The organism is Streptomyces sp. R11, from assembly GCF_041051905.1.
In the GTDB taxonomy this organism is placed as follows: domain Bacteria; phylum Actinomycetota; class Actinomycetes; order Streptomycetales; family Streptomycetaceae; genus Streptomyces.
In genome coordinates, this window is the sequence record NZ_CP163432.1 from 177880 (window position 1) to 199147 (window position 21268).

The window sequence follows — 21268 nt, forward strand, 5'->3', positions numbered from 1 at the left end:
CGCCCCGAACCCCGCCCCGCCGCACGCTGTTGTCAGTGGCTGTTGGTAGAACTGCCGACATCACAGACCGCACACTCTTCCTCCTCGGAGCGGCCGCATGACCATCGGTGACCACCTCGACCTTTTCCACGGGCTGCCCGCACACACCTTTCCGGGCCCGGACGCGACGACGGACGACCTGCCCGAGCCGGACTCCGTCGCCTGGCGGATCACCAGCGACGTGTACGACGCCGACGAGGAGTGGCAGAAGGCGTTCTCCCGGTTCTGCGCCGCCGTCGACACCACTCGGGTGCGGGCGCTGATAGTGGGGGCCTGGCAGGAGGCGTACGAATCCGACCCCTCCCCCGTCATCGAGGCACTGTTGGCCGCCCGGGACCGCTTCCCCGCGCTGCGTGCGCTGTTCCTCGGGGACATGGTGATGGAGGAGTGCGAGATCTCCTGGATCAACCAGACCGACGTGTCTCCGCTTCTCGCCGGGTTCCCGGCGTTGGAGGAGTTCGGTGTGCGGGGCGGGTCGGGGCTGGAGTTCACGGCACTGAGCCACAGCGCGCTGCGTACGCTCGTCGTGGAGACTGGCGGTCTGCCCGCCGAGGTGGTGCGCGGCATCGGCGCAAGCGACCTGCCCGCCCTGGAGTTCCTCGACCTGTGGCTCGGCACGCCCGACTACGGCGGCGACAGTGAGGCTTCCGACCTGGAGCCGATCCTGTCGGGCGCGCGGCTGCCGCGCCTGCGTCATCTTGCCCTGCGCAACAGTGAGATGCAGGACGCGGTGGCCGCGGCCGTGGCTTCCGCTCCCGTGGTGGAGCGCCTGGAAGTGCTGGATCTGTCCATGGGGGTGCTGACCGACGAGGGAGCCGCCGCGCTGCTGAGCGGTCAGCCCCTGACTCACCTGAGAAAGCTCGACCTGCACCATCACTACCTCAGCCAGGCGGTCGAGGAGCGGGTGCGCCAGACGCTCGAGGCCGCGGGCGTTCAGGTCGACCTCGACCGCGACGACGCGGACGAGGACACGGAGGACGACGGCACAGTCTGGCGTTACGTCGCGGTGGGCGAGTGAGTACACCTTCCATGGCCCCGCCGGATTCCCGTCCCGCCGCGTCGCGTTTCGCCGTGGTCGGCAATCCCGAGAACCGGCGAGTGTCCCTCTTCGCGGACGCGGTGCGCGCGGCCGGTCTGCCCGCCCCGCGCGTCGTCGCATGGAGGGACGTCCTGCGTGACGGCGGAGCCGACTTCGCCTCGTCCGAGTTCGTGCGGGTCGACTCCCCCGGCGAGAATCTCGAGGTCGACCGGCTGTTGCGGGGCACGACGGATCCCACCCGGGTCGAGGGCTCGGCCCGCTGGTACGCCCGCTTCACCGCCGCGCTGCGCACCCTGCGCGGCGGCATCCGCCTCGACCACCCCGACGATCTCGCCGTGCTGTTCGACAAGCGTGCCTGCCACGGCGTGCTCGACGCGGCAGGTGTGCCGGTACCCGCCTCGCCCACCTCAGGTCCGGGCGGGGCGCCGGTGCGCGGCTGGGACGACGTACGGGTGGTGATGCGGGAGCACGGTATGCCCCGGTTGTTCGTCAAGCTCGCTCACGGGTCCTCGGCGTCAGGAGTCCTCGCCGTCGAGACGGGCGGTGGCGGCCGGATCAGGGCCACCACATCCGTCGAGCTCGCCCCGGACGGCACGCTCCACAACTCCCTCCGGGTGCGTCGCTACGACAGCGAGCGGGACATCGCCACCATCGTCGACGCGCTCGCGCCCGACGGGCTGCATCTGGAGCGCTGGGTTCCCAAGGCCTCCCAGCAGGGCCGGGCCGCCGACCTGCGCGTGGTCGTGGTGGCCGGCCGGGCCACCCACGCCGTGGTCCGCACCAGCCGTACGCCCCTGACCAATCTGCACCTCGGCGGCAGGCGGGGCGACCTCGCCACCGCCCGGCACGCCGTCGGCGGGGCGGGCGGCCGCTGGACCGACGTACTGGAGGTGTGCGAGCGGGCCGCGGCCTGCTTCCCGCGCACCCTGTGCGTCGGTGTGGACCTGCTGCCGGCGATCGGCTGGCGCAGGGCCTTCGTCGGCGAGGTCAACGCTTTCGGAGACCTGCTGCCCCGGCTGACCGGCCTGCCCGGCAGCGGCGCGGAGGGCCTGGACACGTATGCCGCGCAGGTGACGGCCGCCCTGCGCGCACCAGCCGCACCCGGCCCGCTCCACCAGTACAGAACAGGAACATCCCATGCCTGAGCCCGACGTGCAGAGACTTCCTACGCCTGAGCCCGACCTGCGGGAAGGCCCCGTGTCCGAGCCCGACATGAACGAGGTCGTCGGCCACGACGACATCCTCCTGGTCACCCTGGACACGCTGCGCCACGACGTGGCCGTCGAGCTGGCGGCCGAGGGGCGTATTCCGAATCTCGCCCGCCACCTCCCCGGCGGCCGCTGGGAGAAGCGTCACGCGCCGGGCAGCTTCACCTACGCCTCGCACCAGGCGATCTTCGCGGGTTTCCTGCCGACTCCGGCCGAACCGGGGCCGCACCCGCGGCTGTTCGCGGCGAGCTTCGCCGGCAGCGAGACCACCGCGGACGGCACTTTCGTGTACGACACCCCGGAGTTCGTCTCCGGGCTCGCCCAGCAGGGCTACCGGACCGTCTGCATCGGAGGCGTCGGCTTCTTCAACAAGCAGGGCCCGCTCGGGACGGTACTGCCCGGGCTCTTCCAGGAGGCGCACTGGGAGAGGGAGTTCGGTGTGACCTCGCCGCAGTCCTTCGAGAACCAGGTCACCCGCGCAGAGAACGTCATCGCCGAACTCCCGGCCGAGCAGCGGCTGTTCCTGTTCATCAATGTCTCCGCCTTGCACCAGCCGAATTGGTTCCACCTGCCCGGCGCGACCCGCGAGGCCGGTGACACCCGCGAGACGCACGCCGCCGCGCTGGAATACGTCGACCGGCACATCGGCCGGCTCTTCGCCGCCGCGAGTTCCCGGCGCCGCTGCTTCGCGATCGTCTGCTCCGATCACGGCACCGCCTACGGCGACGACGGCTACACCGGCCACCGCCTCGGCCACGAGTCCGTGTGGACCGTGCCGTACGCCCACTTCTTCCTCGACCCCGTCAAGGCCCCGCGATGACCACCGCCCAGCTCACCAGCCCGTACCAGCACTATGTGTACGCCTACCCGCACAAGACCGCCTACCGTCGGCTGTCCGACCGGCCGGCGCTGCGATCCCTGTGGGCGGCGCAGGACAAGAGCGCCTTGGCCCTCTACCTGCACATACCGTTCTGCGAGGTTCGCTGCGGTTTCTGCAACCTGTTCACCCGCATCGGCGCCCCCGACGGCCTGACCGGCGCGTACCTCGACACCCTTCACCGGCAGGCCGACGCCGTACGCGAAGCACTGGGCGACAGCGAGCCGGTGCGGTTCGCCACCGCTGCCTTCGGCGGAGGCACCCCCACCTTCCTCACCGCGGCCGAGCTGGAACGCCTCTGCGACATCGCCGAGCAGGGCATGGGCGCCGACCTCCGTGCAATCCCGCTGTCCGTCGAGGCCTCCCCCGCCACGGCCACCGCGGACCGTCTCACGGTCCTGGCCGAGCGCGGCACCACCCGGCTCAGCCTCGGCATCCAGAGCTTCAACGACTCCGAAGCAAGGGCCGCCGTACGCCCGCAGCGCCGCGCCGACGTCGAGGCGGCGCTCGCCCGGATCCGCGATACAGCCATCCCGGTCCTGAACATCGACCTCATCTACGGCATCGACGGCCAGACCGAGCAGACCTGGCTGCGCTCTCTGGACGCCGCCCTGGCCTGGCAGCCGGAAGAGCTGTACCTCTACCCGCTCTACGTCAGGCCCCTGACCGGACTCGACCGCCACCGCGTCGCCGCGCAAGTCCCCGATCCGGCCTGGGACGCCCAGCGCTTGCACCTGTACCGCGCGGGCCGCGACCACCTCCTCGCGCACGGCTACACCCAGCAGTCGATGCGGATGTTCCGCCGTACCGACGCTCCGCAGCAGGGCGCCGACGACTACGCCTGCCAGAGCGACGGCATGATCGGTCTGGGTTGCGGCGCCCGCTCGTACACCTCCGACCTGCACTACTCCTTCGACTACGCGGTCGGCATGCACGAGATCCGCGGGATCATCGACGACTACGTCGCCACCACCGACTTCGCCCGCGCCGAGGTCGGCTACCGCATGGACCCGCACGAGGCGCGCCGCCGCCACCTGCTGCAGTCCCTCCTCCAGGCAGAGGGCCTGCCCGTCGACGACTACCAGGCCCGCTTCGGCACCACGCCCCTCGCCGACTTCGGGCCGGAACTCCACCGCCTGGCCGACCGGGGCTGGCTGGGCGAGGCGGCCTCCGCGCACCTGCGGCTCACCCCCGAGGGACTCGCCCACTCCGACGCCGTCGGACCCGAGCTGTTCTCCCCCGCCGTCCGGGCCGCCATGGCCGCGTACGAAAGGAAGTGACCGGTTCGCCATGGATCTGACCGTCCTCTACCGCGGCCCGCTCGCCTCCTGCGACTACGTCTGTCCCTACTGCCCGTTCGCCAAGCGACGGGACTCCACCGCTCAACTGCGCGCCGACCGGGCCGCCCTGGAACGCTTCGCCCACTGGGCGGCCGACAGCGACGACCGGTTGTCCCTGCTGTTCACACCGTGGGGCGAGGGCCTGGTCCGCTCCTGGTACCGGCGCACCCTCGCCGAGTTGTCGCACCTGCCGCACATCCGCCGTGTCGCCATCCAGACCAACCTCAGCTGCCGCACCGACTGGCTCGCCGACGCCGACCCCAAAACCCTTGCCCTGTGGTGCACCTACCACCCGGGCCAGACCCCCTACGACCGCTTCCTGGCCAAGTGCCACGACCTCGGCGACCGCGGGATCCGCTTCAGCGTCGGCGTCGTCGGCCTGCCCGAACACCTGGAGGCGGCCCGCCGCCTGCGCGCCGAGCTACCCGCACACGTATACCTGTGGATCAACGCAGCCGAGGGCCACACCTACCGGGACGCCGAGGCCGACGACTGGACCGCCCTCGATCCCCTCTTCCCCTACAGCCGCCACCCGCACGCCAGTGCCGGCCTGCCCTGCCGTACCGGGGAGTCCGTGATCTCGGTCGACGGCGACGGCACCGTCCGCCGCTGCCACTTCGTCCGAGCCGAGCTCGGCAACCTCTACGACGGCTCCTACCGCGCGGCCCTACGCCCCCGCCCCTGCCCCCTGGCTGCCTGTGACTGCCACATCGGCTATGTCCACCTCGAAACCCTCCCGCTCTACGACGTCTTCGCCGGCGGGGTCCTGGAACGCATCCCGGCGCACCGAACCGAGCGGCAGCCTGCCCAGTCCGTGACCCTCACACCCCGAACCAGCCGCGACGTCAGCCCGGCGTACTCGATACCCGGGCGCACGACCGATGGTGATTGTGCAAGCTGATCGTTTCGCAACGAGATCCCTCCAAGGAGCGCTGTGGTCAGGTTCGGCTTGTTCCGTAGGATCACTGCATGTCCACCGCCGAGCGCGTGACCCGGTCCACGTTTTCCCGTCGCATCCAGCCGATATCCACTCCTCAGACGATGTCGCAGCTGCCCCAACGGATCTGGTCAGATGAAGACTGGGAGCGGATCCAGCGCGGCTACGCATCGCGGGGCATGGACGAGAAGTGGAACGTCTTCGCGGAGGACGAGGTTGTCTTCCTGCACCGAAGCTGGACCGGTCACGGAGTCTTCGCGGCGACTTTCGCGCCGATGGATGATGGCGGTTGGCGCATTACTCGCGCGGCCGTAGAACGCGACCCCAAGCGCTATCGGAGCACGGACGACGAGTACGACTGCGTCATGCTTGAGCTGGTGATCAGCGGCATCGTGCTCGGCGAACCAGCGCATGACCTCCGCTCGAAACTGGTGGAGTTGACGCAACGGAAGTCCGGCTCGGACGATGCGCCCGCTGCGGCGATTCAGCACAGCGCGTTGGGGCTGCGCTCGGACTCATAGCCGATACGGCTGAAGCCGCCCGACGCCCGGCCCCACCCTCTGGGCCCAGGAGCCCGATCCTCCAAGCTTCGCGCCGAGCCGTCTTCGCTTGGATCAAAGGAAGGCCTCGGCACCCGGGTTAAAGCTGGATGATCCGGCCATGTCGCTGCTCTGCCCGGGGCTGTACGAGACCAACTGAGAGGTGGTCCGAAAGGCGAGGAGGCATCGGCCCTGAGCATGGCTCCGGGTACAGGCGAACCGATCACGATAGCCTCTGACATGATCCGTGTCCCCCAGGGTCCTCGAGTCCGCCTCTGACCAGTGACGCAGGCCGGTTTCGCAGCGATCCATACCCGCGACGCCGGCCAGCGGATCGAAGCGACCGCGACACCGATGCCCAATGGCGAGCCTCCTGACGCCCGCCACACCCCGCTGACGGCGGCCAGTTCTGCATTGTCCGACGGGACCGCGAGGTGAACGCGCTGCCTGCGCACCGGCCGCTCGCCCGCGAGCAGAAGCAGCGGAGCCTCGTCCCGCTGAGGGACAGTCTCAAGACCGGCGCCCGAACCACCGCCGCGGCGAACCCGGTCAGGCCGGTCCAGGGCAGCGGCCACAGCAAGGAGGAACCTGCAACATTTCCACGACAGGGTGCTGTTCACCTGCTCAGTCGACGTAAGCAGATGAGAGTTGCAGCTACGCCGACGAAGGCGATGAGGCGTTCGGCCTTGCGTTCATAGCGCCGGTGGAACCGACGGCAGCCGGCCATCCAGGACACGGTCCTCTCAACCACCCAGCGATGGCGGCCGAGCCGCTGTGAGGACTCGACGCCTTTCCGGGCGATGCGGTGACGAATGCCGCCCCTTCGAAGCCATCTGCACCGACACTCGTAGTCGTAGCCCCAGTTTCGCCGGGCGTCGGCGCCGCGATCCACGTCGCTCAACTTCGCGGCGCCAGGCCCACACCGGGTGCCGCCACATGCTTGTGGGGCGGCCGACGACACCGCTCCTGCCCTACGGCTCCAACCTCACGGAAGAGACCTGACCGGGGGCGGCCGACCCTCGTGCGGGTGGTTGGTCGGTGCGGCGGTTCAGTTAGTAGTGACCTGGAGGTGTGGCATAGGGACATGACCCGCGATCAAGACACCGGGCGGCTGCGCCGTCTGCTCCAGCGTCAGGCCTTGCGCCGTCGCCGACGGCTGCGCGGTCGACCGGCCGGCGCAGGGGCCGATGGCAGGCAACCGGGACCGCTGATCACCCTGGTGATTGTGAGCCTGCCCGGCCTCGCGGCGCTGGCCGCGCTGCTCTTTACCTGGATGCAGGTCAGCCAAACCCGTCAGGAACTGCAGATCGTCCAACAGGGACAGATCACTAGCAGGTACAACGCAGCGATCAACAATCTGGGGTCCAGTTCAGTCGACGTGCGCCTGGGCGGTATCTACGCGTTGGAGCGACTGATGCGCGACTCGTCGCGGGATCAGCCCACCGTCGTCTCAGTGCTCGCCGCCTACGTACGTCAGCACGCGCCCGCACGGGCTGACGTCGCGGTCGCCGAGACGCGGAGGCCACCCGCGGACATCGAAGCCGTCATGAACGTACTGGCCGAGCGCAGTACGGAACGAGACCAGGATCTGGTGCTCGACTTGAGCAGAATCGAGCTGAGTGGATGGAAGGCAGCGCGTCCCTTCGACGACACCGGCGTTCAGCTCGAATTGGCGGACCTTACCGGATCGAACCTCATCAATACCGACCTCAGCTGGGCCAACCTACGGAACGCATACCTGGACGAAGTAGATCTCCGCGGTGCCAACCTTGCGAGTGCGGACCTTCGCGACGCGTCCCTGTTCGAGGCCAATCTCCGTGACGCGGTCCTGTACGGCGCGAAGGCCACCGGCGCCTTCTTCTGTTACGACCGCAGTGCGGGCGAGTCGACTCCGTGCCCGGACATGACAGCAACGGATTTCACCGGTGCGGACCTGAAGCGTGCTGCCCTAGCCGGCGCGAACCTCACCAAGGCCGAGCTCTGCAGCACCTCCCTCGTACACATCCTCGACGTCGAGACCGGTCAAGAGTCCGAAACGACAGAGCGTCAGTGCGCCACCCTGGCACGCGCGGACCTCTCCGGAGCAAACCTCACCGGCATGAAGCTCGCCCAAATCAATCTTTCGGGCGCCAAGCTCGTCAACGCAGACCTCAGCGGCACCGACCTCTCCAAGGCCAACCTCACCGGCGCAGACCTGACTGGAGCAGATCTCTCCATGGCCAACCTAACCAGCGCACGCCTCGCCGGAGTCAAGCACAACGGCGCCAAACTCAACGGCACCAAAGGCCTGCCAAAGGGTTATCGCTGAGAGCAATGACTTCGTTCGGGACGCGGCCCTGCCCGCGCGATCGGCGTCGGCGCCGCGGCCGTCACCACCTGGCTCACCGCCCGCATCCGGGCCCGCCGGTGAGCCGCACGCGCCTGGTACGAGTCCGCGCCTCGGTCGGTATCGCCCCAACTCGCTTTCCAGCTACTCGAGGACGATCTGAGCGCCGACGACATCGACCCGGAAGAACTGGCCGCGATCCTGCGCGAGCTCATCGAGGACACCGACACGCCCCATAACTCATCCCGGCCCTTACGCCGTTGGTCGCCACCGCCGCGGGCCGAGCTGACCAGGTCGAGGCTGACCGCGACGGCGACGCTTCCTGCCCGCTGCGCTAGGCCGCTGCCCTGATCACCACCGATTCCTGGCACCGCCTGATCTTGGCTGCCCGCTTCCTGGGCCCGGAAGGCGATCCGTAGGCCCGACCTGACGTCGCCCTACCCGCAGCTGCCGGAGAACGCCCTGATCGTGCTGATCGGCGCCTCCGGGGCCGGGAAGACCACGTTGGCCCGCACCTGGCCCGCTTCCCAGGTCCTTTCCCTGGACGCCCTGCGCGGCTGGGTGGGCGACGACTTCTCTGTCAAATTCAGCGTGTCGAGCGATGGCCCCGTCCGCGTCTGCCTGCCGGGCTTGAGCCGTCAAGCATGGCCGTCACGAGTGCCGGGTAGCGAAGAGCTGCTCGGACCGCTGTAGCCGGACAGGGGGAGGGACGCCGCGGTGGCGCAGGACGACCCGCCGGAAGGATGGAGCCCGCAGGAGCGGCAGATGTGGGAGGCCTACCGGGTCGGCGAGTGGTGCGAGGTGGGGACCGAGGTGCGCGGCTGTGCGCTTCGCTACCTTCTGATCGCCGCGCCTTCGTCCCGACCCGGCTGCCAGGCTCGCTTGCGGCTGCGTGGTGCACACGTCGCTGGCGAGCTGGACCTTGCCGAGCTGACGGTTGCCGGCTCGATCCGCATGGAAGGGTGCCGCTTCGATGACGCTCCCCGCCTGGACAACGCGCAACTTGACGCTGCCTTGCAACTCCATGCCTGCACGATGCCGGGGTTGAGCCTGGTCGGTGCCCGCGTCGCTCTGGAGTGCGAGGTCACCGCCTGTACTGTCACGGGCACCGTGGACCTGCGCTCCCTCACTGTTGGAAACTGGCTGTCCTTGAAGGACACCGTTGTGCGCCCGGTCCCTGGCGAGGCCGCGATCGACGCTCAGTCCGTGGAGGTGGGTGAGGACCTCTGGGCACCGGGTCTGGTCTGCGCGGGCCCGGTTTTCCTGAACAGTGCCCGGATACAGGACGTCCTGGCCTTTCGGGGTACCCGCATCAGCGGCGACTCAGGCTGCCTCCAGGCGCCCGAACTGACCGTGGGCGGCGGGCTGTACCTCGATTCCGGTTTCTCGGGCTCTGGCCAGATCAACCTTTACGGTGCCTCCATCGGGGGCTCCGTCAGTATGAGCGACTGCCGACTGGACGGGCCCGGCGCAGGACCAGGCGCGTACGCCTTGAACCTGGCCTGCGCCGAGATCGGCGGTGACGTCCAGGCGGAGCGTGGTCTGGTGGTACAGGGCCCCGTCGATCTCCGGGACACCTCGGTGCGTGGCAGTGTGGTCCTCAAGGGCGCCCGCTTCGATATTTCTGCTGGCAGGGCGACCGCGGACGCCGCTTTGAACGCCTCCCGACTGCATGTCGGCGGTGACATCGATTGTCGCGACGGATTCGTCGCCCACGGCATGATCGACATGCGTGACTCCCGCATCGGCGGCTCCGTCCTCTTCGAAGGCGCGGTCCTGACCGCTCTCGATAACCGACACCCTGCTCTGCGCGGCAACGGAGTCGAGACAGGTGGTGTGTTCAACCTGTGTGACGGCTTCACCGCGCACGGCAGGATCTCCCTCATCAGCGTCACGGTCCGCAGCCGTGTCTGCCTTGATGACGCAGTCCTCGACACACCCGCCGACGAGTGGGCGGTGAACTTCGTTGGATCGTCCGCAAGTATCCTCTCGCTTCGCCTGCGCGAGGCACCGGCGGGCGTGATCGCTCTACAGCACAGCAGAATCGGGCTGCTGCGGGACGCCCCTGCCGCCTGGCCTGCTGGCCTGGTCCTCGACGGCGCCGTCTACGACAGCCTGCACCCCTCACTTCCGGCCCAGGCGCGCTTACCCTGGCTGGGCCGGGATCCTGCCGGATTCGTGCCCCAGCCGTACGAGCAGCTCGCCGCCACGTACCAACGCCAAGGCCACGACGCCGATGCCCGCACCCTCCTGGTCGCCAAGCAGCGCAGCATGCGCCGCACGCTGTCACCCGCGGCCAGGTTGTGGAGCCTGCTCCAGGACGCGGCGGTGGGCTACGGCTACCGGCCGCTTCGTGCCGTGTGGTTGCTGCTGTGTCTCCTGACCACCGGAACAGCTCTCTTCACCGCCTGGCCACCCACCACCGTGGGCGACGGCAAGGCACCACAATTCCAGGCCGCGATCTACACACTCGACCTGCTACTGCCCCTCGTCGATCTGGGGCAGGAACGCTCTTACGCTCCGACCGGCATCATGCAGTGGGCTGCCGTCGCGCTGATCGGCATGGGTTGGCTCCTGGCCACGACGGTCGCAGCGGGAGCGAGCAGGGTACTTCGCCGGACATAGGGCCCCTGTCCGTTTCTGCGCCCCGGGACGAATGCGGCGCTGCGACGGCGAGCCTCGACCCCACGACCCTCCTCCCACTGGCCTCATCAGGGCAGATTGGAGATGTCGGTGCCTGAAGGAAGTTGGAGCCCGGGAGGCAGTACCTGCAGGCCGAACTGCGGAGGATGGGCAAAGCCGCCGACTCGAGAGAAGTCGACGGTGCCGCCCCGGAAGTGGGCGGGCGGCGCCGTGCGGTAGATAGAAGGAAGGTGGTGCTCGCCGAAGTTCACGGAACTGCCGGTGAAGGTCGCCCCCGTGAAGTCGACGGGGCCGGCGAAGAACTCAGCGCCCTCGAAAAGGACGTCGCCCGCGGCGAACGAAGCCTCGCGGAAGTTCACGCGAGCGCCGGTGAAGCGGGCGCTGTCGAAGGTGACCCAGCCGCCGCTGAACGTGACACGGTTGAACCGGACGGTGCCGCTGCGGAATTCGGCGAGCCGGAAGTAGACGTAGCTGCCTTCGGCGAAGTCGGCGTCGTCGAAGATGATCTGGTCCGTGCCCTGGCCGGCGAAGAGGGTCTTGACGAAGAGGATGTCGCCGCCGGTGAATCGGGCGCCACGGAAGTCAGCTTCATCAAGGACCGCGCCGGTGAAGTCCAGGTCGTAGCCCTGCCAGGATGCGGGCGCACCGTCGCGCAGGTGGGCGGCTATTAGTCCCAGAATGGTCACGCGTACTTCCCGCTCGCGCTGCCATGATGCCAACGCCGGAGCATCGGCGGGGGGATCGGGAGCATGGGGCATTCTCAGATAGCCGCACAGCACGTCGATGCACATCTGGCGTTCCTGCGGCCACTCATCGGCAAGCCGCGCCATCGCATACGCACCAGCCATGCGTACAGCCGGCTGGTCTGTCCCGAGTTGTTCGGCTGCGGCGCCGAACCGTTCGATCAGTGCCCTGTCGTACTCGCGGGCGTCGGTGGCTTCGCTGAGGTGCTGGCGGCGATAGGCGACGACGAGTGCTACCACGCCGCCGAATCCTGCGACAACAGCTAAGGCGATCTTGATTGCGTCGTATGTATCGCTGGGTTTGAGCGGACCGGATACCCGCACACGAGGTGCCCCCAGCATCAGCCACAGCAGTCCCAGGACTGTGATCGCTGCGGTTAGGGCCAGAACCAGTACTGCGGCGATATGCAGGCTCAGTGGCCAGCGCATGACTCCGCGCGGAGTCGGACTCGAATTCTTCTCAGTGGCCGTCAACTGTCGATCCCATGGCAGTTGATCGTGTCGGCAGTCACGCAGCCGGGAACGATCGCGGTTTCCTTGTCACTAGGAAACGACCTCATCAGGCCCCCTCTCCGTCTGGTGACCAGCGTGGCGTGGCGTCTCGACGTGCACCAGAGCGCAACCCCACCCTGAGCCCGGCCGCGCTAGAGCGTGTCGCGAAAGTGGATCTTGATCGTTCGTGATCACGTCCTGCGAGGCGTGGAAATCTGACGACCGGCCACTGGGCCCGGCTTGAGCCGTTGCTGCCGCAGGGCATCAAGCCGGGTCGTCCGCCGGTATGGACGCTGCGGCAGCTGATAGACGGCATACGGTGGCGGACCCGGACCGGTGCCCCGTGGCGGGACGTGCTCGACAGGTACGGTCCGTGAGATCACGCCTACGACCTCTTCCGGCACAACAGGCCCTCGGCCCGGTCACCGCGGAGGCCAACCTCCCTGAGCCCCGGTTCCGCGCACCCAGGGCGGCAGCCGAACCAGGATTTGCGAGCCCAGATGCCCACCCACCAGCAGGTGAAGCCGCAGGGCAGGTAAGGGGCCGGACACGACCACGTAGCCGCCTGAACTGGGGGTCGTCAGTCCCCAACGGGGGCAACCGCTTGAGGCTTGATGCTTGATCAGGCGGCGCGTTTGGTCTTTCCAACAATGTCCCCGGGCTTCAGGTGAAGATCGTTCGCGCCTGCGCCAGTGAGGGCGAGGCGGGCGCCGTGAGGTGGATCCACTTCGTCGACCGTCACCTTGGGGTAGCGACGGATCTCGGCCACTACCAGGTCGACATCGTGTCCGTCCCGGCTGGTGCAGCGAAAACGCGCGCCCAGCCGTGTGGTCGCCAGGCATCGCACGATGACACCAAGGCGAGCGGCGTCAGTGGCGTCCACCTGCACGACCTTGGCTTCGGACCGGGGCGCTTGGGCGGGAGTCATCGTCACGCTGAATGATCTCAGGGCGTTCGGCGGCAGCCGGTCCGCCGTGTCGCCCACGGCATCGGTTGCGGGTGCCTCGAGCAGGGGCTGGTCCTCGTGCTTGGCTTCGATGATGTGGGCGAGCGCGCCGGTGTAGGTGTCCTGGACCTCTGGACCCGCGAGGTCGTCGCAGGTCATGCGTTCGGGGACACTCACCCAGGAGGTCCCGGCCCTGAACGAGAAAGGCGCCGAGATCGACCGGCTCATCGAGGCCCGGTTCCGGACACACTGGCTGGCCGAGGTCCTGGCCAACATGCCAGGCATGGGGCCACTGCTGGGCGGCGGCGCCCGATGCCGCAATCGGCAGCGGCCTCGAGGACTTCGGCGAGCCCGGACCGACTCACGGCTTTGCCGGCCTGGCCCCTGCACCGCACGACTCCGGGATGCAAAATGGCGACCTACACCACCCTCGCCACCACCATCGGGCCTCCAGCGGATCTTCTACATGTCCGCTCTGACGAGCGTGTGCTACGTCCCCACCTCCCGGACTTTCTACGAGCCCGCCGGCTAGGTTCTGCATCGAAAAATCGAGGCGAGGAGCCTTGCCCGCCCGGCAGACTGCGGGCATGTCCACCGAAGTCAGCGGAATGATCGAGTGCAGGCCCTTGGCCCGGATCTTCGGGGAGAACGACGAGGACGCGATATGGCACGCCGCCATTGACCTCTTCCTCCTCAACACCGGCAATGCCTATGACGCCCTTGCCTGTCTCTTCGGCATCCGCAACTCCTTCGGGTTCCAACCGCTGTCCGCGGACCGCGGCCTGCCGGAGGACGCTTCCGAGGGACTGCGAGAGGCGTTCATCGCCTGGGGTGGGCCACAGGACGCGCACGCAACGACTTGGATCAGCTGGGCCGAGTTGGCAGCCGCCGACTGGGACGAGACCGATCGGTCCGGCACACTCAGCCGAAGCACCGTGGCCGGGGCGGGGACCCACTGGGCGCCGGTCTGGGACGTAATGAGGATCCTGGCCGAGTTGCATGGCCCAGAGCACGTGCGCCTCACGGTCTGGTTCGACTGATCACGGAACTGAATGCTGCTCAATGCACGCGAACACGGCTTGATTTCTCCACCGGGAAGCCATTGCGTGCTGCATCCGGCCCGTTCGGTGTGCTTCGCACTCGTAGGCCAGCGACCTGCCTGCGGAGGCTCGCCGAGAGATTGCACAGGGCTCCGATGACGATGGGCCGCTCCCATGAGGTGATCTCGGAGTCCACGACTGGCTCAATGCGCTCCAACAGTTGGCCACGCGCATCGGGACCGCGTTCACTCGGCGGCAGCAGCCGATAGCGTTCGATGGCGGTATGCGGTCGGCCCCAAGCTTCTGCTGCAAGGACGTACCGTCCCCGCTGATCGAATGCCTGGCGTAGGTCCCCGAAGAATACGGCCGGGCCCGCGATGGTCGCCGTCACTGCGGCAGGCGCTTGGAGGCCCGCCGCGACCACCGTGACTGAGCTGGTGGTCAGTGCCCCGAATTCGATCGCGTAGTGCCCGAACCGTGATCGTCGCCGAGTGAACTCGAACCACGCCAACTCCCGTAGGGCGTAGTCGAGGAGCGGATCGTCGCTGAGCGAACCCGGTTCATGGGCAGGTGGCCGTCGAAGCGTCATGTCCCAAAACTGCCCGACTCCGACGTAACGCAGGCCACCGTGGGCCAGGTCAAGCGCTGTGCCCGACATGGTTGGCCATCGAGCGCTCCATCGGGCAGGCGAAGCGCTCCATGCTCCCGAGCAGGTCCCGCGTTTCCAGTCTGGGAATCCGGCGCAGCGCGGGCGCCGGAGGACACAGACCCTTCGCGGCGAAGCGTGCGTGTTCCCACTGACGATCGCGTGATCGTTACTATCCCCGCTCGCTGCCCAGCGCCTTCGAGCAAGGTGAAGCCAGGCAAGCGTGCACAACGGCAGTGCCGGTTGCGCGCCCCCCAGCGAGCCACAACTGGTGAGTCTGGGCCAGCCATATCAGCAAGTACAGGGCTGGCAAGCGAGGCCAATGCCAGCGAGCAGAACAGAGCCAGCCGGCCTTGAAAGGCTGCGCGCTGCGCGTTCAGAGCGCTGCCGAGTTCCCGTGAGAGTGCGCGCCCGACGCACACCAGGGTGAACAGCCGCAGGCTCGCCAGGGCCAGGATTGCGGCGATGGCCAGCCCGGCGTCTGCGGGCAGTTCGGTCTGCGTCCACCTCATTCGGGAGACTGCCCGCCCCGACGGCTTGGCGGCCGAGTACCTGTACTCAGATCCGCCCTCTTCCGAGGGACACCGCCCACGGCCACGGATAACCGAAGTCGGGGTCACCCACCCCCACCGGTACCGGGATGGCCCGGGGAACGTGCTGGGCGAGCCGGGGCAGCCACTGGAATTCCTTCCTGGCCTGCCCTATGGCCCCGGCATGGCATGGCAGGGCAACCGGACGGACAGTTCCTCGCCCAACCGGTAGATCACATGGTCCGAGCCGGCCGGGTCGAGCAGCTTCAGAGGCAGCCCTGCCCACTGCGGGAACTGCGTATCTACCAGACGCCTGACCAGTGCCTCATCGATCCAGGGGCGGGCATCTGCAGTTCTCACAGCTACCGAGAGCAGCTCCCGTGGTCGGCCCCCTGCGTGCGAGGGCAAGTCGCAACCATCACAGTGGTTCGCGGCTGCGCCTGTCGACCGATTTTGCGACGCACGGCAACCCCGTCGGGACGTGGCCTACATGCCTGCATCACAGACACTGAGAGCTCGTAACGCGATCTTCTGCGTCGACTCGGGTGCAGCCAAGGTGAGCGGTCGAGAGATCTTCGAGCCGTGGAAGACGACGGAGTGGCCTTCTGCGCTAATCGCTCGGTCGTTTTCCGTAGTAGGGCCTGACAGTCCGGGTCAGCTTCCTCTGGATCACCCGCAGCATCCTGATCGTCACCACATCGTCCCGCCCCGTGGTCGTTGACCATTCGACGCCAGAGCCGGCAAGGTCGCTGACGAAGACAATCTCTGTAGCGAGAAGTGTCCGGGCCCAGTCCGCTGCGCCGAGTGGGGCGTCTTCGCCAAGAGCCTTCCGGAGCCTTTGGCACTGGTCGAGTAGATCCTGCGCGTCGGTGAACCCCATGGCGACAGCGAGTTGAGCGCTGCACTGTGCAGGGCCGCCCCATTCCAGGAGCGCACGAGTCAGGAGTTCGACCTCGTGCGCGGTCAGCAGCTCGCTAGCTCTCACCATGTCTTGCGACACAGGTTCGCCCTTTCCCGTGCTCCGCCGACATGGCCGAGCCCGGTGCCTGGCCTGTACTCGAAGCCCTCGGGTGATCACGCTACCTGTCTCTTGAGTCGCCTCCAGCAGATGAGGCCACATGCCAGTGAGACGAATGCGTCGTGCAGTTCAAGGCGCTACTCCCAGCGGGCGGCGAGGCGCTTGAACTGGCGGAGCAGGGCGAAGGTCTGCTCCACGACCAAGCGGGGCTCGCCCAGCCCCTGGATCGTTCGAGGCGCCCTTGCGAGAGATCACCGGCATGAAGCGCCGGCGTTGCAGATCGCGCCGCACGGCTCGGGAACCGTACGCCTTGTCGGTCGGCACGGATTCGGGGCGGCGTCCTGGCCGGCCAGGACGTCCGGCCACCGGCGGGGGTGCCGTCGACCAGGTGGAGTGTCCGGGTGATGTCGTTGACGTTGGCCGCGGTCGTTGAGGGCCGCCGTACGCGTCGGCATCACCGGCTTGGCCGCTACCCGCACCCTGGCCGGCACGGACCAGCCCTCGGGGGATGCCCGGTGAACGGCGAGGCGGGGCCGGAGGAGACCGGCGGAGCGGTCGGCGTGCCGACGGTGCTCATCGACCAGTGGCCCATGGGCTGGCAGATGGCATTTTGGGGCTTCCACCAGGAGCGCCGCAGCGACCACATGAACTACGCCTACTTGCAGCTCGGCTCGGACGCCGACGCGGAAGAGGCCGTGGACCTGACCTTCGACCAGGTCATGGACCGCTGGCCACGGATGCTGCAGGTGGAGAACCTGGAGGGCTACGCCTGGACCATTCTCAAGCGCCGCATCATCGACATGCACCGCAAGCGCCGACGCCGCCCGGAGCTGGTGGACACCGCGGCCTCCCGAGGCCGCGCTCGCCGACCGGTCTGAGGATCCGTTCGACACGCTCACCGAGGTCAGGGGCGCGTGCCCTCGGGCGCCCCATCGATACTCACCACCTTGACGGGGCCTGACCTGCCCAAAGGGTCGGAGGCCTCGGATGCCGGTTCAAGCACGGCAACGCACTCCACAGCTCGTGTCCGAGCCGAGGACCTCCTGTCCGTGTGAAGGCCCTCTGACCAGTAACAGCGCGGACTCGATGACAGCCGCCCCCTCCACAACCGCAGATACTCGGCGGTAATGTCGCCCCCCGCCGGACGGCACGAGACCGGTGAGTGAGAGCGAAGGGGCCCTCATGGGGACAGAGACGCCTGCGGACATAGCCGCAGGGACACCTGCGGAGATGCACGCCGCCGCCGACCGTTGGCAGCGCATGTGGAGCCACCGCGAGCAGTTGCTCAAGGTGGCCCGGCGCAGGTCGATGAGTGCGGAGGACGCCGAGGACGCGGTGCACGAGGCGATGCTGCGCGCCGCCGAGCGCCCCGACCTGGACGACGAGCGGCTCGCGGCGTGGCTGACAACGGTGACGATGCGGCTGTGCGTCGACCGCTACCGGCAGGTGAACCGTGAGGCCCAGGTGCACACCAGCCCGACCCTCATCTCCCCTGGCCCGGTGCCCGTCGAGGAGGCAGTGTGCGACCGGGCCGAGGCGAAGTGGCTGGCGGTCCGCAGTGGTGAGCTGCCCGCTCGGCAGGCCGAGGCGCTGCGGCTGAAGTCGGAGGATCTCGACGTCGGCCAGGTCGCCGTCCGGATGGGGCTGAGCTACCGGACCGTCGAGTCGCTGCTGGCCCGGGCGCGGCGGACGCTGCGTCAGTCGCTGGCCGCGACGCTCGGGTGCGCGCTGTTCCTGATCGGGCGGCCGCGGGGCAGCGGCAAGGTGCAGGCCGTGGCGGTTGCTTCCACGGCGGCGACGCTTGCGGTGGCGGGGTTCGTGCTGCCGTACACGCTCGACGGGGGCGCGGGCGACGGCGGCACTGCTCCGCAGCCCATTGTTGCTTCGCCGGGTGTGGAGGAGTTGCGGCCGGACAGCAGCGCTGGGGGCAGGGCTCCTCAGGGGAACCGGACCACGGACTCGGCGGCCGAACCGAAGGCGACCGGGTCGCCGTCGGGAGAATCGTTCCGGCCGCTGTCTGTGCCGTCGCTGCCGGAAGTGGCGGTGCCGAAGGTCTCGATGTCCCCGCTGCCAGTGCTGTCCGCGCCGGAGGTGCCACGTGTGCCCGACGTACCGGGACGGCCCGAGGTGCCGGAACTGCCCGAGACCCCAGGCCTGCCGGTCGAGCCCCCCGCCGTGCCGTCCGAGTCGCTGCCGCTCCCCACGGCGCCCCCGCAGCCGTAACTCCGATCAAACAGTCGTAGACCCACCCGTCCCCCGCCTCGAATCCCGCTCGAAAAAAATCCACCACCCGAGCGACGGACGCCCCGCCCCTCCCCGTAGAGCAGGTGTCAGAGCTGCTCCATGGGCTGAAGGGTGGACCGGATGGGTGTCGAGATCTGTGTGGAAGGGCTGACCAAGTCCTTCGGTCACCAGGTCATCTGGCAGGACGTCTCACTGACGCTGCCGGCCGGGGAAATCTCGGTCATGCTCGGCCCGTCGGGCACGGGCAAGTCAGTGTTCCTCAAGACGCTCGTCGGACTGCTGAAGCCGGAGCGAGGATCGATCACGATCCAGGGTCGGGACATCACCAAGCTCCGCGAGCACGATCTGTACGAGGTGCGGAAGCTCTTCGGCGTGCTGTTCCAGGACGGCGCGCTGTTCGGCTCGATGAACCTGTACGACAACATCGCTTTCCCACTGCGCGAGCACACCCGGAAGTCCGAGAGCGAGGTCCGGCGCATCGTGCTGGACAAGATGGACATGGTCGGGCTGATCGGTGCCGAGGGAAAGCTGCCCGGCGAGATCTCCGGCGGGATGCGGAAGCGGGCGGGACTGGCCCGGGCCCTGGTGCTCGACCCGGAGATCATCCTTTTCGACGAACCCGACTCGGGCCTCGACCCGGTCCGCGTCGCCTACCTCAACCAGCTCATCGTCGACCTCAACGCCCAGATCGACGCGACCTTCCTGATCGTCACGCACGACATCTCCTCCGCCCGCCAGGTGCCGGACAACATCGGGCTGCTGTTCCGCCGCGAGCTGGTGACGTTCGGACCGCGCGAGAAACTGCTGACCAGCAACGAGCCCGTTGTGCGGCAGTTCCTGAACGGCCGCATGCAGGGCCCCATCGGCATGGCGGAGGAGAAGGACGCCGCACAGGTCGAGCAGGAGCTGGCCGCCCTCGGCGACGACGCCAAGGGCACGGAGTCTCCCGGCGGCCAGGCTCTGACTCCCCGCCTGCTGCCGGGGCCCGGTATCCCCCGGCCGCCCCGCTGGGAGGCGATCGCCCGGCGCGAGGCCGCGCTGCACCAGAAGACGGTGGTCGGCGCATGAGCCTTTCACCGATCGGAGCGCTGCGGCACTCGGGGAGCCTGTTCGCGATGGCGCTGGACGTCGCTCGGACGATTCCCCGGCGGCCCTTCCAGGCAAGGGAGTTCATCCAGCAGGCATGGTTCATCGCGAGTGTGACGATCCTTCCGACGGCCCTGGTCTCCATCCCGTTCGGCGCGGTCATCGCACTGCAGATCGGCAGCCTCACGCGACAGCTCGGTGCCCAGTCCTTCTCGGGCGCCGCCTCCGTGCTGGCCGTGCTGCGCGAGGCCTCGCCGATCGTCACCGCGCTGCTGATCGCGGGCGCCGGCGGCACGGCGATCTGCGCGGACCTCGGGGCGCGGAAGATCCGCGACGAGATCGACGCGATGCAGGTGCTGGGCATCGATCCCATCCACCGGCTGGTCGTGCCGCGGGTGCTGGCATCGATGCTGGTCGCGGTCCTGCTCAACGGCCTTGTGTCGGTGGTCGGCGTGGCAGGCGGTTACTTCTTCAACGTCGTCCTGCAGAACGGCACTCCGGGCGCCTACCTCGCTTCGTTCACCACCCTCGCCCAGCTCTCGGACCTGTGGGCGGCCGAGATCAAGGCACTCGTCTTCGGCGCAATCGCCGCGATCGTCGCCTCGTACAAGGGACTGACCGCGAAAGGCGGTCCAAAGGGTGTGGGCGACGCGGTGAACCAGTCGGTGGTGATCACCTTCATGTTGCTGTTCGTCACCAACTTCGTGATGACCGCGGTGTACTTCCAGGTCGTTCCGCAGAGGGGTTAGCCGATGAGACTTCTCGACCGCCCTCTGCGCTCCCTGGAAGCGCTGGGCACCCAACTCACCTTCTACGGCCACTCATTGGCGTGGACCGGACGTACCCTGCGCCGCTACAAGAAGGAGATCCTCCGGCTGCTGGCCGAGGTGAGCTTCGGCCGGGGTGCGCTGGCGGTGGTGGGCGGCACGGTCGGCGTGATCGCCTTCCTGTCATTCTTCACCGGCACCGAAGTCGGCCTCCAGGGCTACGCGGCTCTCAACCAGCTCGGCACCTCCAACTTCGTCGCGTTCCTCTCGGCGTACTTCAACACCCGCGAGATCGCCCCGCTGGTGGCCGGACTCGCCCTGTCCGCGACCGTCGGCGCCGGGTTCACGGCCCAGCTGGGCGCGATGCGGATCAGCGAGGAGACCGACGCGCTCGAAGTGATGGGTGTGCCTTCGCTGCCGTTCCTGGTGACGACGAGGATGATCGCCGGATTCGTCGCGGTGATCCCGCTGTACGTGATCGGCCTGCTGTCCTCCTACGTAGCCGCCCGCACCATCACAACGGTCTACTACGGCCAGTCGGCCGGCACCTACGACCACTACTTCCAGCAGTATCTGCCACCGGTCGACGTGTTGTGGTCCTTCGGCAAAGTGCTCGCCTTCGCCGTCCTGATCATCCTCGTCCACTGCTTCTACGGCTACTACGCCGGCGGCGGCCCGGCGGGCGTCGGCGTGGCAGTGGGCCGAGCGGTGCGGACCTCGATCGTGGCGATCAACGTCCTCGACTTCTTCCTGTCGCTCGCGATATGGGGCGCCGGCACGACCGTACGGATCGCGGGATGAGCCGCCG

Annotated in this window: 18 protein-coding genes and 3 pseudogenes; 16 read left to right on the forward strand and 5 right to left on the reverse strand. The window is 68.3% G+C overall.

The window, feature by feature from the left end; genetic code table 11:
• Positions 1-97 precede the first annotated feature (97 nt).
• The 6 genes from AB5J55_RS00945 (at position 98) to AB5J55_RS00970 (ending at position 5961) form a co-directional block, all read left to right on the forward strand.
• Positions 98-1057: an STM4015 family protein gene (locus AB5J55_RS00945; RefSeq protein ID WP_369268780.1), complete on the forward strand. Its 960-nt coding sequence runs from the start codon at positions 98-100 to the stop codon at positions 1055-1057.
• 11 nt (positions 1058-1068) lie between these two features.
• Positions 1069-2223 carry an STM4014 family protein gene (locus tag AB5J55_RS00950; RefSeq protein WP_369268781.1) on the forward strand — a complete coding sequence of 385 codons (1155 nt, stop codon included), beginning with the start codon at positions 1069-1071 and terminating at the stop codon, positions 2221-2223.
• Positions 2224-2290: 67 nt separating this feature from the next.
• Positions 2291-3106: an STM4013/SEN3800 family hydrolase gene (locus tag AB5J55_RS00955; RefSeq protein ID WP_369276041.1), complete on the forward strand. Its 816-nt coding sequence runs from the start codon at positions 2291-2293 to the stop codon at positions 3104-3106.
• Positions 3103-4443, forward strand: a complete 1341-nt coding sequence (locus AB5J55_RS00960; protein ID WP_369268782.1) for an STM4012 family radical SAM protein — start codon at positions 3103-3105, stop codon at positions 4441-4443. The genes AB5J55_RS00955 and AB5J55_RS00960 overlap by 4 nt, the downstream gene beginning before the upstream one ends.
• 10 nt (positions 4444-4453) lie before the next feature.
• Positions 4454-5404 carry an STM4011 family radical SAM protein gene (locus AB5J55_RS00965; RefSeq protein ID WP_369268783.1) on the forward strand — a complete coding sequence of 317 codons (951 nt, stop codon included), beginning with the start codon at positions 4454-4456 and terminating at the stop codon, positions 5402-5404.
• 140 nt (positions 5405-5544) lie between these two features.
• Positions 5545-5961: a hypothetical protein gene (locus AB5J55_RS00970; protein ID WP_369276042.1), complete on the forward strand. Its 417-nt coding sequence runs from the start codon at positions 5545-5547 to the stop codon at positions 5959-5961.
• Positions 5962-6595: 634 nt separating this feature from the next.
• On the opposite strand, the pseudogene AB5J55_RS00975 reads toward AB5J55_RS00970, so the two are convergent.
• A pseudogene (locus AB5J55_RS00975) lies at positions 6596-6835 on the reverse strand (IS5/IS1182 family transposase); the annotation flags it as partial.
• A 228-nt stretch (positions 6836-7063) separates the two neighbouring features.
• Between AB5J55_RS00975 and AB5J55_RS00980 the strand changes: the two are divergent.
• From AB5J55_RS00980 to AB5J55_RS00990, 3 genes and pseudogenes are all read left to right on the forward strand, one after another.
• On the forward strand, positions 7064-8287 hold the full coding sequence (locus AB5J55_RS00980) for a pentapeptide repeat-containing protein (RefSeq protein ID WP_369268784.1): 1224 nt from the start codon (positions 7064-7066) through the stop codon (positions 8285-8287).
• 444 nt (positions 8288-8731) lie between these two features.
• Positions 8732-8878 (forward strand): annotated as a pseudogene (locus tag AB5J55_RS00985) (AAA family ATPase); the annotation flags it as partial.
• A 144-nt stretch (positions 8879-9022) separates the two neighbouring features.
• The gene (locus tag AB5J55_RS00990; protein ID WP_369268785.1) at positions 9023-10930 is read left to right on the forward strand and encodes a hypothetical protein; all 1908 of its coding nucleotides are present in this window, start codon (positions 9023-9025) and stop codon (positions 10928-10930) included.
• An 86-nt stretch (positions 10931-11016) separates the two neighbouring features.
• On the opposite strand, the gene AB5J55_RS00995 is transcribed toward AB5J55_RS00990, so the two are convergent.
• Positions 11017-12120 carry a pentapeptide repeat-containing protein gene (locus AB5J55_RS00995; protein ID WP_369268786.1) on the reverse strand — a complete coding sequence of 368 codons (1104 nt, stop codon included), beginning with the start codon at positions 12118-12120 and terminating at the stop codon, positions 11017-11019.
• A 278-nt stretch (positions 12121-12398) separates the two neighbouring features.
• Here AB5J55_RS00995 and AB5J55_RS01000 point away from each other — a divergent pair, with 278 nt between their 5' ends.
• Positions 12399-12560: a transposase gene (locus AB5J55_RS01000; protein WP_369276043.1), complete on the forward strand. Its 162-nt coding sequence runs from the start codon at positions 12399-12401 to the stop codon at positions 12558-12560.
• Positions 12561-12805: 245 nt separating this feature from the next.
• Here the strand turns inward: AB5J55_RS01000 and AB5J55_RS01005 are convergent, their stop codons facing one another.
• Positions 12806-13288: a hypothetical protein gene (locus AB5J55_RS01005; protein WP_369268787.1), complete on the reverse strand. Its 483-nt coding sequence runs from the start codon at positions 13286-13288 to the stop codon at positions 12806-12808.
• 428 nt (positions 13289-13716) lie between these two features.
• Here AB5J55_RS01005 and AB5J55_RS01010 point away from each other — a divergent pair, with 428 nt between their 5' ends.
• Positions 13717-14169, forward strand: a complete 453-nt coding sequence (locus tag AB5J55_RS01010; RefSeq protein WP_369268788.1) for a hypothetical protein — start codon at positions 13717-13719, stop codon at positions 14167-14169.
• Positions 14170-15394: 1225 nt separating this feature from the next.
• Here AB5J55_RS01010 and AB5J55_RS01015 read toward each other — a convergent pair.
• Positions 15395-15705: pseudogene (locus tag AB5J55_RS01015) on the reverse strand (phosphotransferase); the annotation flags it as partial.
• A 250-nt stretch (positions 15706-15955) separates the two neighbouring features.
• A complete protein-coding gene (locus AB5J55_RS01020) occupies positions 15956-16225 on the reverse strand; it encodes a hypothetical protein (protein WP_369268789.1) in 270 nt (89 codons plus the stop codon).
• Positions 16226-16878: 653 nt separating this feature from the next.
• Between AB5J55_RS01020 and AB5J55_RS01025 the strand changes: the two genes are divergently transcribed.
• From AB5J55_RS01025 to AB5J55_RS01045, 5 genes are all read left to right on the forward strand, one after another.
• Entirely contained in the window at positions 16879-17241 is a 363-nt protein-coding gene (locus AB5J55_RS01025; protein ID WP_369268790.1) for an RNA polymerase sigma factor, read from the forward strand.
• 304 nt (positions 17242-17545) lie between these two features.
• Entirely contained in the window at positions 17546-18586 is a 1041-nt protein-coding gene (locus tag AB5J55_RS01030; protein ID WP_369268791.1) for a sigma-70 family RNA polymerase sigma factor, read from the forward strand.
• Between the two features lie 141 nt (positions 18587-18727).
• Positions 18728-19675, forward strand: coding sequence for an ABC transporter ATP-binding protein (locus tag AB5J55_RS01035; protein WP_369268792.1), 948 nt, complete (start codon positions 18728-18730; stop codon positions 19673-19675).
• Entirely contained in the window at positions 19672-20442 is a 771-nt protein-coding gene (locus AB5J55_RS01040) for an ABC transporter permease (RefSeq protein ID WP_328430308.1), read from the forward strand. The genes AB5J55_RS01035 and AB5J55_RS01040 overlap by 4 nt, the downstream gene beginning before the upstream one ends.
• A 3-nt stretch (positions 20443-20445) precedes the next feature.
• Positions 20446-21261: an MlaE family ABC transporter permease gene (locus AB5J55_RS01045; protein WP_369268793.1), complete on the forward strand. Its 816-nt coding sequence runs from the start codon at positions 20446-20448 to the stop codon at positions 21259-21261.
• Positions 21262-21268: the final 7 nt, after the last annotated feature.